21 protein-coding genes and 1 other RNA gene are annotated in these 19492 nt (G+C 39.1%); 13 read left to right on the top strand and 9 right to left on the bottom strand.

Annotation, left to right across the window (positions count from 1 at the left end; genetic code table 11):
• Window positions 1–84 precede the first annotated feature (84 nt).
• Both smpB and ssrA read left to right on the top strand, forming a co-directional pair.
• Window positions 85–552 carry an SsrA-binding protein SmpB gene (smpB, locus tag ACRPLY_RS20030; protein WP_013059694.1) on the top strand — a complete coding sequence of 156 codons (468 nt, stop codon included), beginning with the start codon at window positions 85–87 and terminating at the stop codon, window positions 550–552.
• 137 nt (window positions 553–689) lie between these two features.
• Window positions 690–1051: a transfer-messenger RNA gene (gene ssrA, locus ACRPLY_RS20025) on the top strand.
• Between the two features lie 154 nt (window positions 1052–1205).
• Here the strand turns inward: ssrA and modB are convergent.
• The 4 genes from modB to fdhF form a co-directional block, all read right to left on the bottom strand.
• A complete protein-coding gene (gene modB / locus ACRPLY_RS20020; RefSeq protein ID WP_034264255.1) occupies window positions 1206–1862 on the bottom strand; it encodes a molybdate ABC transporter permease subunit in 657 nt (218 codons plus the stop codon).
• A gap of 7 nt (window positions 1863–1869) precedes the next feature.
• Window positions 1870–2667 (bottom strand): molybdate ABC transporter substrate-binding protein, encoded by a 798-nt coding sequence (gene modA, locus ACRPLY_RS20015; protein ID WP_099000230.1) that lies wholly within the window; start codon window positions 2665–2667, stop codon window positions 1870–1872.
• A gap of 124 nt (window positions 2668–2791) precedes the next feature.
• Complete coding sequence (locus ACRPLY_RS20010; RefSeq protein WP_033580426.1) at window positions 2792–3271, bottom strand: DUF1641 domain-containing protein; 480 nt, start codon at window positions 3269–3271, stop codon at window positions 2792–2794.
• A gap of 11 nt (window positions 3272–3282) precedes the next feature.
• Window positions 3283–6222, bottom strand: a complete 2940-nt coding sequence (gene fdhF, locus ACRPLY_RS20005; protein WP_432232095.1) for a formate dehydrogenase subunit alpha — start codon at window positions 6220–6222, stop codon at window positions 3283–3285.
• A gap of 366 nt (window positions 6223–6588) precedes the next feature.
• Between fdhF and ACRPLY_RS20000 the strand changes: the two genes are divergently transcribed.
• Genes ACRPLY_RS20000 through moaA form a run of 3 tightly spaced genes read left to right on the top strand, consistent with a single transcriptional unit; the run spans window position 6589 to window position 8807 of the window.
• Window positions 6589–6933, top strand: coding sequence for a DUF2294 domain-containing protein (locus ACRPLY_RS20000; RefSeq protein WP_013059689.1), 345 nt, complete (start codon window positions 6589–6591; stop codon window positions 6931–6933).
• 15 nt (window positions 6934–6948) lie between these two features.
• On the top strand, window positions 6949–7746 hold the full coding sequence (gene fdhD / locus ACRPLY_RS19995; RefSeq protein ID WP_033580428.1) for a formate dehydrogenase accessory sulfurtransferase FdhD: 798 nt from the start codon (window positions 6949–6951) through the stop codon (window positions 7744–7746).
• A 44-nt stretch (window positions 7747–7790) separates the two neighbouring features.
• Entirely contained in the window at window positions 7791–8807 is a 1017-nt protein-coding gene (gene moaA, locus ACRPLY_RS19990) for a GTP 3',8-cyclase MoaA (protein ID WP_165635046.1), read from the top strand.
• Between the two features lie 13 nt (window positions 8808–8820).
• Here the strand turns inward: moaA and mobA are convergent, their stop codons facing one another.
• On the bottom strand, window positions 8821–9390 hold the full coding sequence (mobA, locus tag ACRPLY_RS19985; protein WP_028412064.1) for a molybdenum cofactor guanylyltransferase: 570 nt from the start codon (window positions 9388–9390) through the stop codon (window positions 8821–8823).
• 161 nt (window positions 9391–9551) lie between these two features.
• Between mobA and ACRPLY_RS19980 the strand changes: the two genes are divergently transcribed.
• The 5 genes from ACRPLY_RS19980 to moaD are packed head-to-tail and all read left to right on the top strand — an operon-like array spanning window position 9552 to window position 13062.
• Window positions 9552–10568, top strand: a complete 1017-nt coding sequence (locus ACRPLY_RS19980; protein ID WP_028412065.1) for a molybdopterin-synthase adenylyltransferase MoeB — start codon at window positions 9552–9554, stop codon at window positions 10566–10568.
• Between the two features lie 16 nt (window positions 10569–10584).
• Window positions 10585–11850 carry a molybdopterin molybdotransferase MoeA gene (locus ACRPLY_RS19975; protein WP_165635045.1) on the top strand — a complete coding sequence of 422 codons (1266 nt, stop codon included), beginning with the start codon at window positions 10585–10587 and terminating at the stop codon, window positions 11848–11850.
• Complete coding sequence (mobB, locus tag ACRPLY_RS19970) at window positions 11838–12365, top strand: molybdopterin-guanine dinucleotide biosynthesis protein B (protein WP_165635044.1); 528 nt, start codon at window positions 11838–11840, stop codon at window positions 12363–12365. Before ACRPLY_RS19975 ends, mobB begins: the two co-directional genes overlap by 13 nt.
• On the top strand, window positions 12362–12826 hold the full coding sequence (locus ACRPLY_RS19965) for a molybdenum cofactor biosynthesis protein MoaE (protein WP_025752620.1): 465 nt from the start codon (window positions 12362–12364) through the stop codon (window positions 12824–12826). The genes mobB and ACRPLY_RS19965 overlap by 4 nt, the downstream gene beginning before the upstream one ends.
• A 2-nt stretch (window positions 12827–12828) precedes the next feature.
• Window positions 12829–13062, top strand: a complete 234-nt coding sequence (gene moaD, locus ACRPLY_RS19960) for a molybdopterin converting factor subunit 1 (RefSeq protein WP_028412068.1) — start codon at window positions 12829–12831, stop codon at window positions 13060–13062.
• A 32-nt stretch (window positions 13063–13094) separates the two neighbouring features.
• Here moaD and ACRPLY_RS19955 read toward each other — a convergent pair whose 3' ends face one another.
• The 3 genes from ACRPLY_RS19955 to ACRPLY_RS19945 all read right to left on the bottom strand — a co-directional run bounded on the left by ACRPLY_RS19955 (window position 13095) and on the right by ACRPLY_RS19945 (window position 15217).
• The gene (locus ACRPLY_RS19955) at window positions 13095–13736 is read right to left on the bottom strand and encodes a nitroreductase family protein (protein WP_013059680.1); all 642 of its coding nucleotides are present in this window, start codon (window positions 13734–13736) and stop codon (window positions 13095–13097) included.
• 27 nt (window positions 13737–13763) lie between these two features.
• Window positions 13764–14201, bottom strand: coding sequence for a MarR family winged helix-turn-helix transcriptional regulator (locus ACRPLY_RS19950; RefSeq protein WP_016765850.1), 438 nt, complete (start codon window positions 14199–14201; stop codon window positions 13764–13766).
• A 389-nt stretch (window positions 14202–14590) separates the two neighbouring features.
• Complete coding sequence (locus ACRPLY_RS19945) at window positions 14591–15217, bottom strand: undecaprenyl-diphosphatase (RefSeq protein ID WP_098627034.1); 627 nt, start codon at window positions 15215–15217, stop codon at window positions 14591–14593.
• A 162-nt stretch (window positions 15218–15379) separates the two neighbouring features.
• On the opposite strand from ACRPLY_RS19945, the gene ACRPLY_RS19940 reads away from it, so the two are divergent.
• The 3 genes from ACRPLY_RS19940 to ACRPLY_RS19930 all read left to right on the top strand — a co-directional run bounded on the left by ACRPLY_RS19940 (window position 15380) and on the right by ACRPLY_RS19930 (window position 18724).
• Window positions 15380–16507, top strand: coding sequence for an MGDG synthase family glycosyltransferase (locus tag ACRPLY_RS19940; protein WP_098627033.1), 1128 nt, complete (start codon window positions 15380–15382; stop codon window positions 16505–16507).
• 158 nt (window positions 16508–16665) lie between these two features.
• A complete protein-coding gene (locus ACRPLY_RS19935; protein WP_025752630.1) occupies window positions 16666–17391 on the top strand; it encodes a response regulator transcription factor in 726 nt (241 codons plus the stop codon).
• Window positions 17369–18724 carry a sensor histidine kinase gene (locus ACRPLY_RS19930; RefSeq protein ID WP_033580431.1) on the top strand — a complete coding sequence of 452 codons (1356 nt, stop codon included), beginning with the start codon at window positions 17369–17371 and terminating at the stop codon, window positions 18722–18724. Before ACRPLY_RS19935 ends, ACRPLY_RS19930 begins: the two co-directional genes overlap by 23 nt.
• Window positions 18725–18754: 30 nt before the next feature.
• Here ACRPLY_RS19930 and ACRPLY_RS19925 read toward each other — a convergent pair whose 3' ends face one another.
• Window positions 18755–19468 (bottom strand): FTR1 family protein, encoded by a 714-nt coding sequence (locus ACRPLY_RS19925; RefSeq protein ID WP_028412072.1) that lies wholly within the window; start codon window positions 19466–19468, stop codon window positions 18755–18757.
• Window positions 19469–19492: the final 24 nt, after the last annotated feature.

The following is a 19492-nucleotide window of genomic DNA, read 5'->3' as shown; positions in this document are numbered from 1 at the left end:
AGTTGTTGTTTAGATTTCCATACAGTAAAATGATACATAATATCATACATATACGTAAGTACGGCTGAAGGGAAGGAACGTTTTATGCCAAAAGGTGAAGGGAAATTAATTGCACAAAACAAAAAAGCCCGCCACGACTTTTTTATTGAAGAAACATATGAGACGGGTATTGTTCTACAAGGAACGGAAATTAAATCAATTCGTAATGGTCGTGTGAATTTAAAGGACTCTTTTGCTCGTGTGCAAAACGGAGAAGTATTTTTACACAATATGCACGTTAGTCCTTACGAACAAGGAAATCGATACAATCATGAGCCACTTCGTACACGAAAGCTATTGCTGCATAAACGCGAAATCAGCAAGCTAATTGGCTATTCAAAAGAAACAGGTTATTCACTAGTTCCGTTAAAAGTGTATTTGAAAAATGGATACGCAAAGGTTTTACTAGGGCTCGGTAAGGGTAAAAAGAAATATGATAAGCGTGAAGACTTAAAGCGCAAAGAAGCCAAGCGTGATATCGAACGAGCATTTCGTGATCGTCAAAAGATGTAAAATTACAAAATCTTACAATTGCAAAATGCTCATTTTGTGATATAATAAATATTGTTATCAGTTAGATTTCATTTTGCACACTGAAGTCGCTATCTGATGTAAGAATTTTTCTTACACGTTCCGACTCCCTTTTATATGGGGACGTTACGGATTCGACAGGGATAGTTCGAGCTTAGGTTGCGAGTCGAGGAGATGGCCTCGTTAAAACATCAACGCCAATAATAACTGGCAAATCTAACAATAACTTCGCTTTAGCTGCATAATAGTAGCTTAGCGGTTCCTCCCTCCATCGCCCATGTGGTAGGGTAAGGGACTCACTTTAAGTGGGCTACGCCGGAGTTCGCCGTCTGAGGACGAAGGAAGAGAATAATCAGACTAGCGACTGGGACGCCTGTTGGTAGGCAGAACAGCTCGCGAATGATCAATATGCCAACTACACTCGTAGACGCTTAAGTGGCGATATTTCTGGACGTGGGTTCGACTCCCACCGTCTCCACCAAATACATATTTTTGGTGGCTTACCTTACTTATAACAGGAGCTAATCAAATGTATGATCTACATTTGATTAGCTCCTTTTTAATTTATGATGTATGTAAAATTGAAAAAGCGGTACAAAAGTAAAAGGATGCCTCTTTGTGTAAGAGGCATCCTTTTACTTTTGTTTAAGCTGAACAAAAAGCAGCATAAGAAAGGAAAGAAAGACGATCGAGATAACCCATAGCCAAGCGAGATTCATGTTTCCAGAGTCAATCGCGACGTAGATAGCGGTAGGAACAGTTTGAGTTTCACCTGGAATATTGCCAGCAAACATCAAAGTGGCTCCAAATTCTCCGAGTGCTCTTGCCAGACTTAACACGCCTCCTGTTACGATAGCTTTAGAAGCTAAAGGAATGGAAATAAAGAAAAAGACTTTCCATTCGCTTGCACCATCTACTCGAGCTGCGTCTTCAATTTCATGATCAACGCCTTGGAAGCCCGTTTTGGCAGATTGATACATAAGGGGAAACGCAACGACAACGGATGCAATAACAGCTGCCCACCACGTAAAAATAACGGGTTGTTGAAAGACCCATTCAATTGCTCGGCCGAGTAGGCTGTGTTTTCCGAATATGACAATCAATAAAAATCCAACAACGGACGGAGGCAGGACCAATGGTAGCATCAACACCGTTTCAACCATCACTTTTCCCTTAAAGTGTTTCCTGGATAACAGTTTTCCTATAACAGTGCCTAGAATAATCACGACAAATCCCGCTACTAATGCAATTTTAAGCGATAGCTGAAGAGGAGATAAAAACTCTTGAATCATAGCAATCTCAATTCGCAGTGAAACCGTATTTTTTAAACGTGTTAAGAGCCGTCTTACTTTGTAAAAATTGATAAAAATCCTTTGCTTCTTGTGGATGTTTCGAATCCTTAATAACGCCTACAGGATATACAATTGGTTTGTGAGTGCTATGATCTGCAGTGGCGACAATCTTCACTTTTTTTGAAATCAACGCATCGGTTTTATAAACAACTCCAGCTTCAACGTTTTCTGTCTCCACATAGGAAAGCACCTGGCGTACGTCTTTTGCATAGACGGTTTTAGGCTCAATGTTTTTCCACAGATTCATGTGTTCAAAAGTCTCTTTTGCATACTGTCCGGCAGGAACGGATTCCGGTATGCCAAGTGCAATTTTTTGAACAGCAGGCTTTGATAGATCTTCAAAATTTTTGATGGCAGCCGAATTATTCTTTGGGACGATAAGCACAAGATCGTTGCCAACCAAGTCAGTTCCATTTTCTTTAGAAATAACTCCTGACTTTACCAGTGCATCAAACTTATCTTCCGCTGCTGAAAAAAACAAATCAGCCGGTGCGCCGTTTTCGATTTGCTGTTGCAGCGAGCCTGAAGCTCCAAAATTAAATTTTAAGTCGACATTCGGATGCTTTGTTTCATATTGCTTTTGAATATCGGTAAGCGCATCTTTTAAGCTGGCTGCAGCGGATATCGTTAAGCTGACGTTTTGGTGCTGAGCCGCTGATTGACTCGTATTTGTTCCGTTCGAACAAGCAGCAGTAAACATAATTAAAAATAATAGTGCGAATAAGGGTTTAAAGTATTGTTGCATCGTGTCACCTCAATTAGTTTTAGTAGAGCAATTTAGTATAACTATATCACGTTCACTTAGAAAAGGACTTCCTAAAAAGAAAACAGCGACTTGAAAGGGAAAAACTTTCAAGTCGCTGCCTTATTTACTCTTCCAACGCTTTGCCCATTCCTTTTAAAAAGTGAAGTCCAAATCCAATTGCACGATTAACATCTGGATCATTTAGCGCTTTTATAAGAGCTAACGCACTTACTTTTTTTCCTGTTTTTACATATTCATTTGCTTCGTTCATACCAGCTGTTGCACTGTTCACAAGTTTAGCGGTTACCTCTGGGTCTGCCTTCATCAAACCGCTGCTTGCACCCATAAGGGTATTAATTAAATTGGTTACGGGTTCTCTAGAAATTTGATGAAGCGCAATTTTTGAGATTTTTTCTTTTGCTTGAATCATTGAATCAGCAGCTTCAAGAACACCCATGTCGTTAAGTTCTCCGACAATACCGAGAATACGATTCAGCGCTTCTTCATTATCTGCCAGCAGAGAAGTCAAGTCTTCTAATTTTTGCTGTTTTTTTTCTTCCTCGCTTAGAAGAGGCTTTTTAATTTCTGTAATAGGTTGTGCCATCTTTTCTCCTCCTATTTACTTGTTAAATGGACGTAGCCAGGACGATTCCATTTACGCTGAACCTCGACCCCATTTTGAGGATGACGTTTTTTGTTACGCGGATTTGTAGACGGTAAAGGCGTTTTTCCACCTTTGCTTAATACTTCCATCCGTACTTTTGTTTGTTTGTAAGCCGGCGTATTTGTTCGTTGGTCGACTGCAGGTCCCGTCAAGAAGTTAATAGCCGAATCTTTATGAACGGAGTGCATCGGAAGATACAGCTCATTTGCTTTTACTCGCTCTGTAATTAATGCCTGTACTTTTACTGCTCCAAACGGTGAGATTAATCTGACAAGCGAACCGTCTTCAATTTCACGCTCCTTGGCAAGCTGAGGTGAAATTTCTACAAATACTTCCGGTACCTTTGATTGAATACCGCTCGATTTATTGGTCATATTCCCTTCATGAAAATGTTCTAACATTCGTCCGTTATTAATGTGCAAATCATATTCCTCTGGAAATTCAGCAGGAAGAACCCAATCTGATAAAGCAAAGCGCGCTTTTTTATCTGGGAAATTAAACCCATCGACGTAAAGTAAAGGCGTGCTTTTCCCCTCTAAGCTCCCCCATAAGAAGCTATCCCAGCCTTCAAGGTTTTCGTAGCTGGCTTGGCTGAACAGAGGTGATAGACTAGCCATTTCTGAAAAGATGTCACCAGGGTGTGTATACGTCCAATTTGCACCTAAGCGGTTTGCAATCTCTTGAACAATCCACCAATCCGGCTTCGAATCACCAAGCGTTGGCAATGCTTGATACAATCTTTGTACGCGTCGCTCCGTATTGGTAAACGTTCCGTCTTTTTCAAGAGAAGGAACAGCAGGGAGTACAACATCAGCATATTGAGCCGTTCTTGAAAGGAAAATGTCTTGGACAACAAAAAAATCTAGATTTGATAATATTTCGTGTACGTGATTAGCGTTCGAATCGACAAGAGCCATATCTTCTCCTACAAGGTACATAGCTTTCATTTTTCCTTCATCAATTGAATGAAGCATTTGGATATTATCAAGACCCGGCTTGTCTTTAATTTTCACGCCGTATGCTTTTTCAAATTTTTCTCGAGCGACTGAGTCCGTGACGTGCTGATAACCTGGAAGCCAAGCGGGAAGAGTTCCCATATCGCATGCGCCTTGCACGTTATTGTGGCCTCGGAGTGGATAAGCGCCTGCACCAGGGCGTCGATAGTTTCCAGTAGCAAGCAACAGGTTTGAGATAGCCGCTGATGTATCAGAGCCTCCTGTATTTTGCGTCACGCCCATACCCCACAGCACACAGGTTCCATCGGCGTCTCGAATCATTTCAGCTATTTGAATGAGTGTTGCTGCTGAAATGCCCGTAATTTGTTCAGCATATTCAAGCGTGTACTTTTCAAGCAAAGAGTTAAAGTCTTCAAAATAGTTGACGTTTTCTTGGATAAATTTTTCGTTGTGCCATCCTTGATCAATCATGTATTTTGTTACAGCCATTAGCCATACTTGGTCCGTACCTTGTTTTGGACTGATAAAAATGTCAGAGCGTTCAGCCATTTCGTTTTTGCGCAAATCTGCGACGATTAGTTTTTGGTCATGAAGCTTATGCGCGCGTTTGATACGAGTTGCTAATACAGGGTGACCTTCGGCAGGGTTAGCTCCAACGATGATAACCAGTCCAGCTTTTGCGATGTCTTTTATCGTGCCGGCATCGCCTCCCATTCCGACTGTTCGAAATAATCCATCGGTTGCAGGAGACTGACAGTAGCGAGAACAGTTGTCTACGTCATTTGTTTCAAACATTTGGCGAGCCAGCTTTTGAATAACATAGTTTTCTTCGTTTGTAATCTTAGAAGAAGAGATAAAACCAACGGATCCATGTCCGTACTGCTGATTGATGGAGTTTAACCTGCTTGCTACTAAATCGAGCGCTTCTTCCCATGACGACTCTACAAATGCGCCATTTTTTCGGATTAAAGGCTTAGTAATACGTTTTTCAGAGTTTACAAAATCCCAGCCGAATTTTCCTTTCACACAGGTTGAAATAGCGTTTGCGGGAGCATCTGAGCTAGGTTGAACTTTAAGGATTTCGCGGCCTTTTGTCCACACTTCAAATGAACATCCAACTCCGCAAAATGTACAGACGGTTTTTGTTTTTTTCGTCCGAGTTTCACGCATAGCTGCTTCCACCTCTGAAACAGCAAAAATTCCGCTGTACCCTGGTTCCACTTCTTTAACTAAATCAATCATTGGATTCAAAACGCTTTTTGGAAGTCCGGTCATGAATCCAGCTTCTCCGAGCATAGATTTTTCCATTAAGGCATTACAAGGGCATACTGTTACACATTGACCGCAGCTCACACAAGAAGATTCATTGATTGCTACACCATCATCCCAGAGAACGCGGGGACGTTTCGCTTCCCAGTCGATAGAGAGCGTTTCATTAACTTGAAGATTTTGACAAACCTCTACACATTGTCCACAAGCAATGCATTGATTAGGGTCATAACGGTAAAACGGATGAGACATATCGACTTCATCCTCTGAGGCTTTTGGCGTATAGGGGTATTTTTGATGTTCAATCTCCATCATTTCGGCTGTATTATGTAATTTACAGTTTCCGTTGTTATTATCGCAAACGGTGCAGTATAGCAAATGATTTTCTAATAAGCGATCCATTGCTTCCGTCTGTGCCGCTTTTGCGGGTGCTGATTGTAATTCAATCTTCATGCCGTTTTCAGCTTTTGTAGAACAAGAACGAACTAACTCGCCATTCATTTCAACAATACATGTGTCACAAGTTTGAATAGGGTCTACTTCAGGCACATAACAAATCTGAGGATGCTCGATGTTTTGCTGGTTAATAATTTCGAGTATGGTAGCACCTGAAGCTGCCTTGTATTCGTTGCCATTTATATGAACAGTGATGATTTCACGACTCATTTGTTTTCCTCCTTTATATAAAACAAAAAACCACCATGAATACACATGCCTAATTAAATAAGGGAAGTGCAATCATGGTGGAATAGTTTACTAGCAGGTCTTACTAATATGCCAATCCGGCCCATTTATATCGTTAAGAAAAAGTGATAGAGTAATAACAATTCATTATTATTATTATTCCATCTCGGTTATTTATAATTATATCGCTACGTTTTTAAATGCACAACTTTTTTAAATACCCAACTCTCTTCAAAAGTTTTGCTGCAAAGATTTTAGGCTTTTATTTTTTGAAGTGTTGATTTATGATAAAAAAACTGTAGGAATAAAATGCACAATTTAATTTTAATCGGTGGGAGAGCGTTGATTATGTCAAAAACAATTCATGAATTTAATGATATTATTCGGAAGCTTCGAAAAGATTTATTTGGAAAAGGACCGGAAAGAATACATACGGTTTTTGTTGAAAATATGGCTGTCTCAACACTGTATGGAAATTTAACTCCGACAGAAACATTTATTGCAAGCACTTCTGAAGGGTGTGACATGGTTCATTTAGCTCGAACAAAAATGATTCAAGATGTATATGCATCGAATCCGCCGGAAGGGCTAGAAGAATTGGTAGGAGCAAAGCTGGTTAATTTATTTTCAGATATGAAAATAAAAGAAAATATAGCGGTTTCCGTATTTGTTTTTGATAAAAACATTATTTAAAAAAGGAGACATCACATGAATTCGACCGTTAAGAAGCGTACAGTTCTTAGATTTAAAAATGGTGAAATGGAAAGCGTGGAAGATAAAATTGTAACGGAGTTTCCTGTGACTGTGAAAATTAATGAAGAAGAGTTTGTCACGATGGTATGTAGCCCTCAATACATTGAAGATATGGTAATTGGCTATTTAGCATCTGAAGGGGTTATTCGAGAATACAAAGACATTAAAAACATATGGGTTCAAGAAAAAGAAGGGTATGTTCATGTTACAATAGATAAATTAAACCCGTATTTTCAAAACCTTCAAAATAAACGATATATCACGTCTTGCTGCGGGGCGAGCAGACAAGGGTTTGTCTTTATAAATGATGCGCTGACTGCTAAAAAAATGAATGATATATCGGTAGAACTTTCAATTAAGGATTGTTTTCAACTCATGAATAAGCTGCAGCAATCTGCTGCTACGTTTCAAGAAACGGGTGGCGTTCATAACGCTGCCATTTGTGATAAAAATGGTTTCATGCTTAGCAGAATGGACATTGGCAGGCATAATGCTCTAGATAAACTATATGGGTATTGCTTAAAACACCATATTTCAATTAGGGATAAAGTAGTCGTTTTCAGCGGCCGTATTTCTTCAGAAATTTTGTTGAAAGTAGCGAAGATCGGGTGTGAAGTGGTTCTTTCAAAATCCGCTCCGACTGAACTTGCTTTAAATCTAGCAGAAGAATTGAGAATTACAACGGTAGGGTTTATCCGAAGTGATTCGTTGAATATTTATACATGCCCGGAAAGAATTTTAAGAGAAAGTTAATCTGCTGTGGAGAAGCTGACAGCTAGAGAGGAGAGATGAGGCAGATGTCATACACTATAGTTGATACGTTAAAGCGCCCTTTACGAGACTTGCGTTTGTCCGTAACAGATCGCTGTAACTTTCGCTGTCGATATTGTATGCCTGAAGAAATTTTTGGGGCAGACTATCCATTTTTACCTGCCGAAAATATTCTTTCGTTTGATGAATTAGAGAGACTCACGAGATTATTCGTATCGCTAGGAGTAAAAAAAGTGCGTATAACGGGAGGAGAGCCACTGCTAAGAAAAGGCTTGCCAGATCTAATCAATCGTCTGAAGCAAATTGAGGGTATAGATGATATTGCCATAACAACAAATGGCTCACTGTTAAAGAAGCATGCAGAAGCCTTATCAAAAGCGGGATTATCAAGAGTAACCGTCAGCTTAGACTCGCTTGATGAAGTGAGATTTCAAGAGCTGAACGGAAATCGAGGAAGCGTCAAACGAGTGTTAGAAGGAATAGAGGCAGCAGCTCTTGCGGGGATTTCAGTCAAAATAAACATGGTTGTCCAAAAAGGCAAGAACGAGCAGGATATCCTTCCGATGGCCCAATATTTTAAAGGCAAAAAACATACGCTGCGCTTTATTGAATACATGGATGTTGGAAATTCAAACGGATGGAAAATGGATGAGGTTATAACAAAGAAACAAATTCTTGATATAGTTGGACAAGAAATGCCTCTTGAAGAAATTCCGCCTCATTACACGGGAGAAGTAGCTACCAGGTATCGGTATGTTGGGACAGAAGAGGAAATTGGTATCATTTCATCCGTGACAGATTCATTCTGTTCGACTTGTTCACGCGCAAGAGTATCGGCTGAAGGAAAGCTCTATACCTGCTTGTTTGCGTCAAAAGGGTACGACCTCCGGAAACTGATACGATCACAAGCATCTGATCATACTGTTTGTGACACCATTTCTGATATCTGGAATCATCGGAAAGATCGTTACTCAGATGAGCGGGCTAACGGAAGACAGGTCCAAGGCGCTGAGAAAGTGGAAATGTCTCATATTGGTGGATAATTCAAAAAAAGCCTTATAAATGCCAATCACTGCGATGATTTACATTTATAAAAGTAGGATCTTCTGCTGAAAAAGGCACGCGAAGGACGTTTGCCTGATTCAACAATCCTGTGAGCCTTCTTTCACCTTGTGTAACGAGTTGGTCAATAAGAGGAAGCGTTCTACGGTGATAGAGGGCTAGAAGCGGGTGCATGTGATTTGGCTGAACAGGAAGAACAATATCAGCTGAGTTCGCCTGAGTTAGGGTAATCATATTATGAACAAACTCAGCATTAACAAAAGGAATGTCACACGAAAGAATAAAGAACCATTCAGCACGGCAATCAATTGCAGTTAAAGCATGATGAATTGCATACAAAGGTCCTTGATACGGGCATTTTTCAACTGCAAATGAAACATCTTTTCTTTGAAAATAAGGAAGTAAATCTTGGTTGGTAGACACAAGTATAGGTGTGACGTGATTTTCTTTTAATGCATCTATACTATATTCGTAAAATGATTTCTTGTTATAGGTTTCAAACATTTTTGGTTGACCGTAGCGAGAAGATTTTCCTCCTGCTAATACAATGCCGGCAATGGACATTTATTAAATACCTCCATCAAAATATAGTTGTATATTTATGCACATAAGCGTCCGTAAAGCAGCTTAGCTTTATGTGTATAATAGCATGTTTTTAAAGAAATATCTTTGACGAAGGAATAGATAGTGAAGTCATAGATTGAACGAGAAAGGGAGAGAAAAGAGTGACAGAACGTTATTCACGTCAGCAGCTTTTCCAGCCCATTGGAAACAAAGGGCAGCAGCAAATTAGAAGTAAGCATGTTTTAGTTGTAGGCGCAGGGGCTCTAGGCAGCGCTAGTGCAGAAGCTCTCGTGCGTGCTGGAATTGGAAAATTGACTCTTGTAGATCGTGATTATGTAGAATGGAGTAATCTGCAGCGTCAGCAGCTTTATACAGAACAAGATGCGCAAAACAAACTGCCTAAAGCTGTAGCAGCCAAAAATCGTTTGCGTCAAATAAACACAGAAGTGAAAATCGAAGCGCTGGTGATGGATGCTCAGCCTGCTAATTTAGAAAGTATCGTCCAAACAGCTGATTTGATTATCGATGCGACAGACAATTTCGACATTCGCTTTATTTTAAATGATTTGTCACATAAGTATGAAGTTCCTTGGATCTACGGCTCATGTGTAGGGAGTTATGGCACCACTTATACCGTTATCCCAAACGTAACCCCTTGTCTGCACTGCATATTGAAAAAAGTGCCTGTGGGAGGAGCGACGTGTGAGACAGCAGGAATTATCAGTCCAGCCGTTCAAATTGTGGCAGCCTATCAAATAACCGAAGCATTAAAAATTTTAGTGGGAGACGTTGAAGCTTTGCGACACACATTTCTAACTTTTGACGTCTGGAATAATCAGCACGCTGAATTTAAGACGGGTAAAATGAAAAGTTATGAATGTTCTTCTTGCGGATCGGCACGCACATATCCGTACTTAGCGTATGAAAATCAGCTTAAAACAGAAGTTCTTTGCGGCAGAGAGACGGTTCAGATCAGACCCTCGCAGCAGCATTTACACAACTTTGATGAATTGGAAAAGCGTTTAAAAAACCAAGGGAAAGTAGACCGCAACCCATATCTTCTGTCATGTCAGCTTCCAGAGCAGCGCTTTGTTATTTTTCAAGATGGCCGTGTATTTATTCATGGAACGAATGATATTCAATTTGCGAGAAGTTTATATTATCGTTTATTAGGATGAGTAAAGGAGTGAAAAAATGAGAGAAAAGCGAACTCCTATCCCTGTCGGAGAATGCGTTGGGCGAGTGATGCAGTATGTCAAAAGCGGAAAGCAAGAAATCATTGCGCTTGAAGAAGCTCACGGCAGATTTTTAGCAGAAGATTTAATGGCAGATCATGATGTTCCTGCTTTTAATCGTTCTCCATATGATGGTTTTGCTATTCGGTCACAAGATACGAAAAAAGCATCATCACTTCATCCAGTAGAACTGGATGTTCGAGGAGAGATAGGAGCGGGTTCTGTTTTTGAACATACAGTCAACGCGATGCAGGCTGTGCGTATTATGACAGGAGCTCCTATTCCAAAAGGCTGCGATGCGGTGGCAATGCTTGAAGTAACAAAAGAATATACAAAAGACAACCAGCCCGTCGTTCAAATCAAGCGGTCGTTTAACAGCGGAGATAACATTTCGTTTCAAGGAGAAGAAACAAAAAAAGGCACCATGTTAGTTTCAAAAGGAACGTATATCACTCCGGGAGTAGCTGCTCTTCTAGCCACATTTGGTTATAGTAACGTAGCTGTCTTCAAAAAGCCTGTAGTTGGATTACTTGCAACGGGAAGTGAACTAGTGGAAGTACGTGATCCTGTTCAGCGAGGGAAAATTCGTAATAGCAATGCTCATATGCTTCGTGCCCAAATTGAAAAAGCTGGAGGAGAAGTAAACTATTTTGGTATTATGCCCGATGATTTAAGTCAGTGCTACAGCGCGGTAAAATCTGCGCTATCAGAAGTGGACATACTGATTACAACGGGGGGCGTTTCAGTAGGAGATTATGATTATCTACCAGAGGTGTATAAGCAATTACAGGCCGAAGTTCTTTTTAATAAAATAGCGATGAGACCAGGCAGTGTCACAACAGTTGCACGTATGGAAGACAAGCTTTTATTTGGTCTATCGGGAAACCCTACGGCCTGCTACGTTGGTTTTGAACTGCTAGCTCGTCCGGTCATCAGTACATATGCGGGGAAAAGAACCCCTCATCTCCGGAAAGAAAAAGCTTTGTTAGGAAAAGACTTCTTAAAGCCAAATCCTTTTATGCGATTTGTATCTGGCAGGCTTTCATACAGGGAAGGACAGCTGATTGCTTCTCCATTAAGCTTTACAAAATCTAGTGCTGTTTCTTCTTTAGCTCATGCGGATACGTTAATTATATTTCCCGGAGGGACGAGAGGGTACAAAGAAGGAATGCTGGTTGACGTCTTATTGCTAGATGACGTGCAGGGAAGTGAATGGCCTTGGTAGCAAGTTGCACCGTTTTACAAGTAGTTGGATTTCAAAACAGCGGAAAAACGACTTTAGTGGAAAGGCTAATTAAAAAAGCGAAACAATTCGATCTACGTGTAGGTTCTATTAAGCACCATGGACACGGCGGACCTCCAGATAGCAGCAGTGAGCTAAAAGACAGTCATCGCCACCAGCAAGCAGGTGCCGATGTGGCAGGTGTAGAAGGAGGTGGGATCCTTCAGCTTACGGCAAACAGTAAAGACTGGAGCCTAAAAAAGCTGATTGATTTTTATCAATTTTTCTCGCCAGATGTCATTTTTGTTGAAGGATATAAAAAAGAATCCTATCCAAAAGCAGTCTTGATTCGAAGCGAAGAAGATCTTGTTCTGCTTTCCTCTCTAACCAATATCATATGCGTGATTAGTCACATTCCGCTTAAAAACGAAGTGCAGCGAGCATATCCAATGTTTCACTTACAAGAAGACGAGCTTTATCTTAATTTTTTATTGAAAGAAGTGGGGGAAAGAAGATGAACCAGCACTTATTTGAAGTAGTAAATCAGCCAATTGCGGTAGATGAAATAATTAAAAAAGTTTCTAGAAGAGACGCGGGAGCTATTACGACATTTATTGGAACGGTAAGAGAATTTACAAAAGGCAAAAAGACGCTCTCTCTTGAATATCAAGCCTATGTGCCAATGGCAGTGAAAATGCTCAGCCAAATTGGTGACGAAATTCAGGAAAAGTGGCCGGATGCTTTGACAGCTATTACTCATCGAATCGGAAAGCTTGATATAACAGAAGTCGCAGTAGTTATTGCGGTTTCTTCTCCGCATCGCAAAACAGCTTATGAAGCAAATGAGTATGCTATTGAACGTATTAAGCAAATTGTGCCAATTTGGAAAAAGGAATTTTGGGAAGATGGAACAAAATGGATTGGGGATCAGTTAGAAACAAAAGAATATCCTGAAGGAAAGCCATTGAAGGAGATGTAAAAATGATTAACGTCTTATTTTTCGCTGCTATACGTGAAGAGGCTGGAGTGGAACAAGTAACAGTTGATAAGCAAGATATAACAGTGAAGGAATTAAAGGAATATGTACAAAAAACATATAAGCTGTCCTCTCTGAATCAAACGATGACAGCAGTCAACGAAGAGTTTGTAACAGATGAAGAAATCATTGGAACGGGAGATACCGTTGCATTTATTCCACCCGTTAGTGGAGGATAAAAAAAGGTGCTGAATACACAGCACCTTTTTTATTATCTAAATTGAGCTACTTTTTCAATTGGTAAACGTACAGAAGGGTAACCGCTATTTGCTGCTTTGCCGATTGAAAGTAACATAACCGGTGCATAGCGTTCTTTGTCTAAACCGAATGCTTCGGCAATTTGATCTTTTTCATAACCGCCAATAGCATTCGTATCATAACCGTGAGCACGTGCAGCAAGCATTAACTGCATAGATACTAAACCGCCGTCAATTAATACCGTTTCTTTATTTAATTCTTCAGAAGCAGCTGCGTAGTGCGCTTTGATTTTTGGAATTTGCATATCTCTAATTTCTTGTGGCATATAGCCTAGTTCAACAGCTTTATCGTAAATTTCATCTAAATTTTCTTCGCTTTTTAAATCGCCGAATATCGCAATAACAGCTGCCGATGTTTCTACTTGTGATTGATTAAATTTAGCAAGCGGAGCTAGTGTTGCTTTTCCTTCAGGGCTATCAATTACTAGAAAGCGCCAAGGCTGTGCATTAACAGAAGATGGAGCTAGCGTCGCTTCTGTTAAAATTTCTTTCATTTCTTCACGGCTGATTTTGACAGATGGATCGTAATAACGAATAGATCTGCGCCCTGTAATAATATCTTGGAAATCATTGTTTAGTGTTTTTGTTTGTGTCATGATGAACTCTCCTTTATGTTAAAAATGTTATGACCGTTCAATGGCCGAAATGTTTACTTTTAAACGCTCAAGCATTTTGGAAAGCAGCAGCTGTTCTTCTTCGCTGAAATCTTTAAATGCTTCATCAATAAAGCGAGCTTTTTCGTTTCGAAATGCACCGATTTTTTCATGTCCGCTTTTCGTAAGCTTTACAAATGTTACGCGGTTGTCATCAGGATTTTTACGGCGTGATACAACATCTCTTTCTTCTAGCTGCTTTAAATGCCTTGTAATTGCAGCATTATCAATGTTTACTTGCTGTTGAAGCGCCTTTTGACTCATTTCACCTGTTTCATAAAGCTGATGTAAAATATCAAGACGTGATTGGCTAACACCGGTACAATGCTCAAACTTTTGATTAATTTGTTTATTAACTTCTTGCAGAGCATACAGAACATTTGCTTTTTTAGAACATGAATGTGACAAGAAAGTCGCTCCCTTTTTTCTATGATATTTATTGATGGATTAATATTTGATACATCAATGTTTGATACATCAACTAATATAAAATAAATAAAAGTGAAAGTCAAGAAAGTGAACAATCTTTTTTTATAAATAATAAAAAGAGATTGAGATATAACGAAATCAATGCAATCTAAAGACGAACAAATCGGATAAATGAGCCTGTATGGACCGCTTGTGACACGGCAGTTGATTTCCGTGCAAGACTTCGCTTTGCCCTCCAATCAACTGCCAGAAGGAACGAAACAGATAAAATCTACGTTCATCGTAACCAAAAAAACGAACCACTGATCAAACGGTTTGATTAGTGGTTCGTTTTTCACTTCAACTATACTATTTTTGTCTCAGCGTCTTTAAGCTGAATGATTTTTTTTACTAATTTGTTCATGCGTGTAAGGAGACAGAAACGGAATACGCTTGATAATCACATCGTGAATCCAGAATAATCGCTGGATAAGAGGCGCTGTTTTATCTGAAAGATAGATAACAAAGCAGCTGATAGCTCCCGCAATTACCATGCCTCCAAGTACATCTGCTGGATAGTGGACACCTACGTAAATGCGTGAAAGGCCCGAGATGACAGCCCATATAAAAATGACGCTTCTCCATTTGTTTTTTCGTAACCACATGATCCAAGCGGCAGAAAAGACTAAAATCGAATGATCACTCACAAAAGATGAATTAGCCGGGTGCGGAATCAGCTTATGAACGTGATGAGTCACAAACGGACGCGGGTGGTAATACACCAGGTGAATGACTTCATTGATACATAGAGAAAGTACAATTGTAAACAACATGTATAAAGCCGTATAACGGTGATAAATTGTTCTTTCTGTTTTTCCGCTAAACCAAAGCAAAAGCAAACAGGCCATTATAAAATAAGGAACGCTATTCGTAATGATAACCATGACAGAATCCATTGCGCTGGATTTACCAGCAAACGAGTTAATCCATTGAAATACTTCGTAATTGAGGTTCATTTGTTTTCTCCTTATGCAGTACTTTTCACTCTTAGTTTAGATTGACACTCTAAAAAAACGATGAATTTCACATTAAAAATCAATTAAAATCCGAAATTCAAGGACATTTAATGATATAAAAAGGAGAGGAAGAAACTGCTTTTAGAATAGGAGATGAAACAGTTGAAAAAGGTTTTATTTTTACCTCTTCTAAAAATGCCTTCTGGCCATCATCAAGTGGCAGAGGCGTTAATGGATATATTGGAAAGAAGGACAACAAATATTTGTTATAAAAAAATAGATTTATTAAGCTATACAAACGAACTATTAGAAAAAGTGGTTACAGGCACATATTTGAAATGGATTCGTTATGCTCCAGAAACATACAATATGGCATACAAACATCTCTTTTATGAACCGCCTGTTCATTCATTCAAATGGTATCATCACGTATTCGCAAAAAAAATGGAGCACTTAGTTAAAGAAGAAAATCCGGATTTAATTATATGCACACATGGATTTCCTTCTTATTTGCTCAGCCAATTAAAAGCAAAAGGCAAGTGCAATGTTCCTATTATAAATGTCTACACGGATTTCTTTATTAATAATTTATGGGGAAAAGAAGAGATTGACTTTCACTTTCTTCCTAGTGAAGAAGTAAAAAGAGGGCTTCGTGCTCAAAGTGAAATTCCACTTCAAAATATGATGGTCACAGGGATACCGGTACATGAAGAAATAACAAAAACAAGAACTGTTAAGCATCATGGTAACCGAAATATTTTAATTGCCGGAGGCAGCAGCGGTCTAGGCAATATTATGGATTTTTACAATGATTTAAAAGACGCGCGCCATTTTCATTACTTTGTCTTATGTGGCAAAAATCAAAAGTTATATGAAGAAATCAAAGGGTGGGAACTACAACACGTTACACCAATTCCGTACATTTCATCACGCACAAAAATGAATGAACTGTATGAGCGAGTGGATGCTATTGTAACAAAGCCAGGTGGTATCACGGTCAGTGAAGCTCTTCGTAAGAGTTTACCAATTTTTGTTCACTCCGCTTTACCAGGTCAAGAAGAAGTGAATTTACGCTATTTAACAGAACGAAACTTAGTTAAAGAACTAAAGGCGGATCAATCGTTAGAAAGTCAGCTGCAGACAGTGCTGCAGGATGCTGATAAAATGAGCACATTGTATAACGCGATTGCTGCTTACCATAAAGAAATCGAAGCACAAACGCCTGAAGAACTTTTAGCAGTAGTCAATTGGATTCTAGGTGAAAAGCAAACGATTGGTCTTCATGCGTAAAACATTCATGTTTACAAACAATAAGGATAAGCTAAAGAACAATTATGTTGAAAAAGTAGGGTTTAGATAAAAAAACAAACATCTTTTGAAAAAGGTGTTGTTTTTTTATCTAAAGAAGCTATTCTTTCACTTAAGACATGTGGTGAGAGGTGCATAATATGAAAGAGAAAATTTTAATTGTGGAAGATGAAGCGCAAATTGCGAAAGTGCTAAAGATTGAATTGGAATTTGAAGATTATGAAGTAGATGTTGAGTACGACGGGAAAGCGGGTTTAGAGACGGCAATATCCGCTCAATATGACCTCATTTTGCTCGACGTGATGCTTCCAAGTCTGAGCGGTATTGAGGTGTTAAGAAGACTTCGGAAAGCAGAAGTGTTTACGCCAGTTATTTTATTAACTGCCCGAAATACGACGTTAGATAAGGTAATGGGGTTAGACCAAGGGGCTAATGATTATGTTACAAAACCGTTTGAAATTGAAGAGCTGTTAGCACGAGTTCGCTCTTGTATTCGCTATCGTTCGCTCGTAGAAGCATCAGGAACGAAAGAAGCTGAAGCAGAGCTCTTAACGATTAGTGATTTGACCATTAATCTTGAAACAAGGGAAGTCCTAAGAAACAATGAATCCATTACGTTGACACCGAAAGAGTATGATTTAGTCGTGTATTTGCTTACGAATAAAAATAAAATTGTCACGAGAGAAGGGATTCTCACAAACGTTTGGGGCTATGAATATGAAGGAGAAACAAACGTAATTGATGTGTATATTCGCCACTTAAGAAAAAAAGTAGATGAAGGTTTTTCTACTTCTCTCATTCATACGGTGCGGGGCGTAGGATATATGATGAAAGAGGAGAAACATGAAGATCACGACGAAGATTAATTTGCTGACAACAGCATGGCTAGTGGTTATTTTATTAATCATGAACATCGTTGTTTTTTTCTCCTTCACTAAATCTACGGTGAATATGGAACAGGACATTTTATTCGAAAAAGCACGCGAGATTATTCAAAAAGGTCAGCAAGATCATTCCGTGGAGCTCTCGCCGGAGTTACTAAAATTTTATTTGACCAACCATTCATTTATCCGAACAGTCTCAGAAAATTCTACGGTCATTAATCAAGTATCAAATGATCCTCATCTGGTGAAAATTAAGCCCGAGTTTTCAAAGAAAAAAAAGGTGAAGCTTCGCAAAATCAGAGAAAAGCAAGTATTGGTTATTCGCATGCCTGTCAAAGTCAATAATCAAGTCGTTGAAACGCTTGAGATTGGCGAGCTCTTGACTGGTTTTGAAACCCGCAAAGATATTTTGCTATCAATTTTGATTTTTTGTTCGCTTGTGTCCATTTTACTGTCGCTTTTAGGAGGAAGATGGTTATCACGCGTCATTATGCATCCTATTAAAAATATGGTCACAACGATGAAAGAGATTGAAGAGAGCGGTGTTCCTAAAAAAGTTCTCATTCAAACGGAGACGAGAGATGAACTGCAGGGTATGACCGTTACGTTTAATCATATGATTGACCGCTTGCGAGAAAATATTGAAAAGCAAAATCAGTTTGTTTCTGATGCTTCTCACGAATTAAAAACCCCTCTAACCGTTATTCGCAGTTATTCTAATTTATTAAGAAGAAGAGGGATTAAAAATGAAGAAATTACGCTGGATGCGATCGACACCATCTATGCGGAAGCAACCAAAATGCAAAAAATGATTGAAACGCTGCTTGATCTGGCAAGTGTGGAAAAAGAACAAACGCTTGATATGAAGCAAACAGATCTTGTTCTTATTTTTGAACAAATCGTTAAGCAGCTGCAACAGGTATACAAAAGAGAATTAGTTCTTCATTATGATCAAACGCCCATTATGATTCAAGTGGATGAACTGAAAATGAAGCAAGTGCTGATTATTTTGCTTGATAATGCAATTAAATACAGTACGAATAAAATTGAAGTGACCGTGGAAAAAAAGCAGGAAGATGTCATTATCAAAGTGAAAGACTATGGAATTGGTATTCCAAAAGAAGATCTTGCACATATTTTTGAACGTTTCTACCGAGTGGATAAAGCTAGAAGCAGAGCTACGGGAGGAACGGGGCTTGGACTATCGATTGCACAAACTATTGTCCGTCAGCATAAAGGCGAGATTTTTATTAAAAGTGAAGAAGAACAAGGGACGGAAGTTGTGATTCATCTTCCCGTTTCATCTATAAACTAAAAAAGCCGCCATTAGGGGGCTTTTTTATGATTATGATGCTGATTTTTGTTTTCTTACTCTTAATTTTTTTAACTCCGTTTGGAAGAATAGATACAGTGATGCAACTGTAAATACACTAAATCCAATTATCTCAAGGGGTTCTCCACCAGCTTCAAATAGCTTAACCAAACCTTCACCGCATAACTCTCCCCCAATAAAAATAAGGAAAATACCAAGCGCTTTAAAAATAATCCAAAGGTTCAGCTTAATAGCTGTTTTGAACAAAATGTATGTAATAACGACGGCCAGCAAAATGCCACTTATACTGCCGAATACAATAGAAGAGGCGTGTTGATTCACTTGTGTCAGATTAAAAATGATTAGTTCTGTTCCTTCACGAAAGACAGATAAAAAGGCTAAAACGATTAATCCCCACTTGGAAGAGCTTTTGGAAATTTTTGATGTAACTGAAGATGTCACTTCTTTGCTTCGGTGCAACCACAGAATAAAATAAGCAATAAGGCCTGCAGCTAAAAGCATCATGACTCCTTCAAAAATTTCTTCTGACTCTTCTTCTAACTCTTTCGCCTCATTAAAACCAATAAAGCCAAATACTAAGCTGAAAATAAGGCCAGCAGCAGCGCCAATAAAGACGGAATATTTTAAGTCTTTTCGGCCGATTTTTGTAACATGAGCTAAAATAATTCCAATGATAAGCGATGCTTCTAAACCTTCACGAAGCGACAAAGCCAAACTTGACCACATAAAAAGCTCCCCTTACGTTAAATG

The organism is Priestia sp. TGN 0903 (assembly GCF_050846855.1).
Classification (GTDB): Bacteria; Bacillota; Bacilli; order Bacillales; family Bacillaceae_H; genus Priestia; species Priestia zanthoxyli.
Note: the sequence above shows the minus strand (reverse complement) of the source record. Positions and strands in the feature narration are given on the sequence as shown.

What these genes read in the sequence shown, in the direction of transcription:
- moaA (WP_165635046.1), top strand. Translation starts at nt 7,791, where the DNA reads ATGTCATACACTATAGTTGATACGTTAAAGCGCCCTTTACGAGACTTG.
- ACRPLY_RS19925 (WP_028412072.1), bottom strand. Translation starts at nt 19,468, where the DNA reads ATGTGGTCAAGTTTGGCTTTGTCGCTTCGTGAAGGTTTAGAAGCATCG.
- mobB (WP_165635044.1), top strand. Translation starts at nt 11,838, where the DNA reads ATGGCCTTGGTAGCAAGTTGCACCGTTTTACAAGTAGTTGGATTTCAA.
- fdhD (WP_033580428.1), top strand. Translation starts at nt 6,949, where the DNA reads ATGAATTCGACCGTTAAGAAGCGTACAGTTCTTAGATTTAAAAATGGT.
- mobA (WP_028412064.1), bottom strand. Translation starts at nt 9,390, where the DNA reads ATGTCCATTGCCGGCATTGTATTAGCAGGAGGAAAATCTTCTCGCTAC.
- modB (WP_034264255.1), bottom strand. Translation starts at nt 1,862, where the DNA reads ATGATTCAAGAGTTTTTATCTCCTCTTCAGCTATCGCTTAAAATTGCA.
- ACRPLY_RS20010 (WP_033580426.1), bottom strand. Translation starts at nt 3,271, where the DNA reads ATGGCACAACCTATTACAGAAATTAAAAAGCCTCTTCTAAGCGAGGAA.
- ACRPLY_RS19975 (WP_165635045.1), top strand. Translation starts at nt 10,585, where the DNA reads ATGAGAGAAAAGCGAACTCCTATCCCTGTCGGAGAATGCGTTGGGCGA.
- smpB (WP_013059694.1), top strand. Translation starts at nt 85, where the DNA reads ATGCCAAAAGGTGAAGGGAAATTAATTGCACAAAACAAAAAAGCCCGC.
- ACRPLY_RS19965 (WP_025752620.1), top strand. Translation starts at nt 12,362, where the DNA reads ATGAACCAGCACTTATTTGAAGTAGTAAATCAGCCAATTGCGGTAGAT.
- ACRPLY_RS20000 (WP_013059689.1), top strand. Translation starts at nt 6,589, where the DNA reads ATGTCAAAAACAATTCATGAATTTAATGATATTATTCGGAAGCTTCGA.
- ACRPLY_RS19955 (WP_013059680.1), bottom strand. Translation starts at nt 13,736, where the DNA reads ATGACACAAACAAAAACACTAAACAATGATTTCCAAGATATTATTACA.
- fdhF (WP_432232095.1), bottom strand. Translation starts at nt 6,222, where the DNA reads ATGAGTCGTGAAATCATCACTGTTCATATAAATGGCAACGAATACAAG.
- ACRPLY_RS19930 (WP_033580431.1), top strand. Translation starts at nt 17,369, where the DNA reads ATGAAGATCACGACGAAGATTAATTTGCTGACAACAGCATGGCTAGTG.
- ACRPLY_RS19935 (WP_025752630.1), top strand. Translation starts at nt 16,666, where the DNA reads ATGAAAGAGAAAATTTTAATTGTGGAAGATGAAGCGCAAATTGCGAAA.
- modA (WP_099000230.1), bottom strand. Translation starts at nt 2,667, where the DNA reads ATGCAACAATACTTTAAACCCTTATTCGCACTATTATTTTTAATTATG.
- moaD (WP_028412068.1), top strand. Translation starts at nt 12,829, where the DNA reads ATGATTAACGTCTTATTTTTCGCTGCTATACGTGAAGAGGCTGGAGTG.
- ACRPLY_RS19945 (WP_098627034.1), bottom strand. Translation starts at nt 15,217, where the DNA reads ATGAACCTCAATTACGAAGTATTTCAATGGATTAACTCGTTTGCTGGT.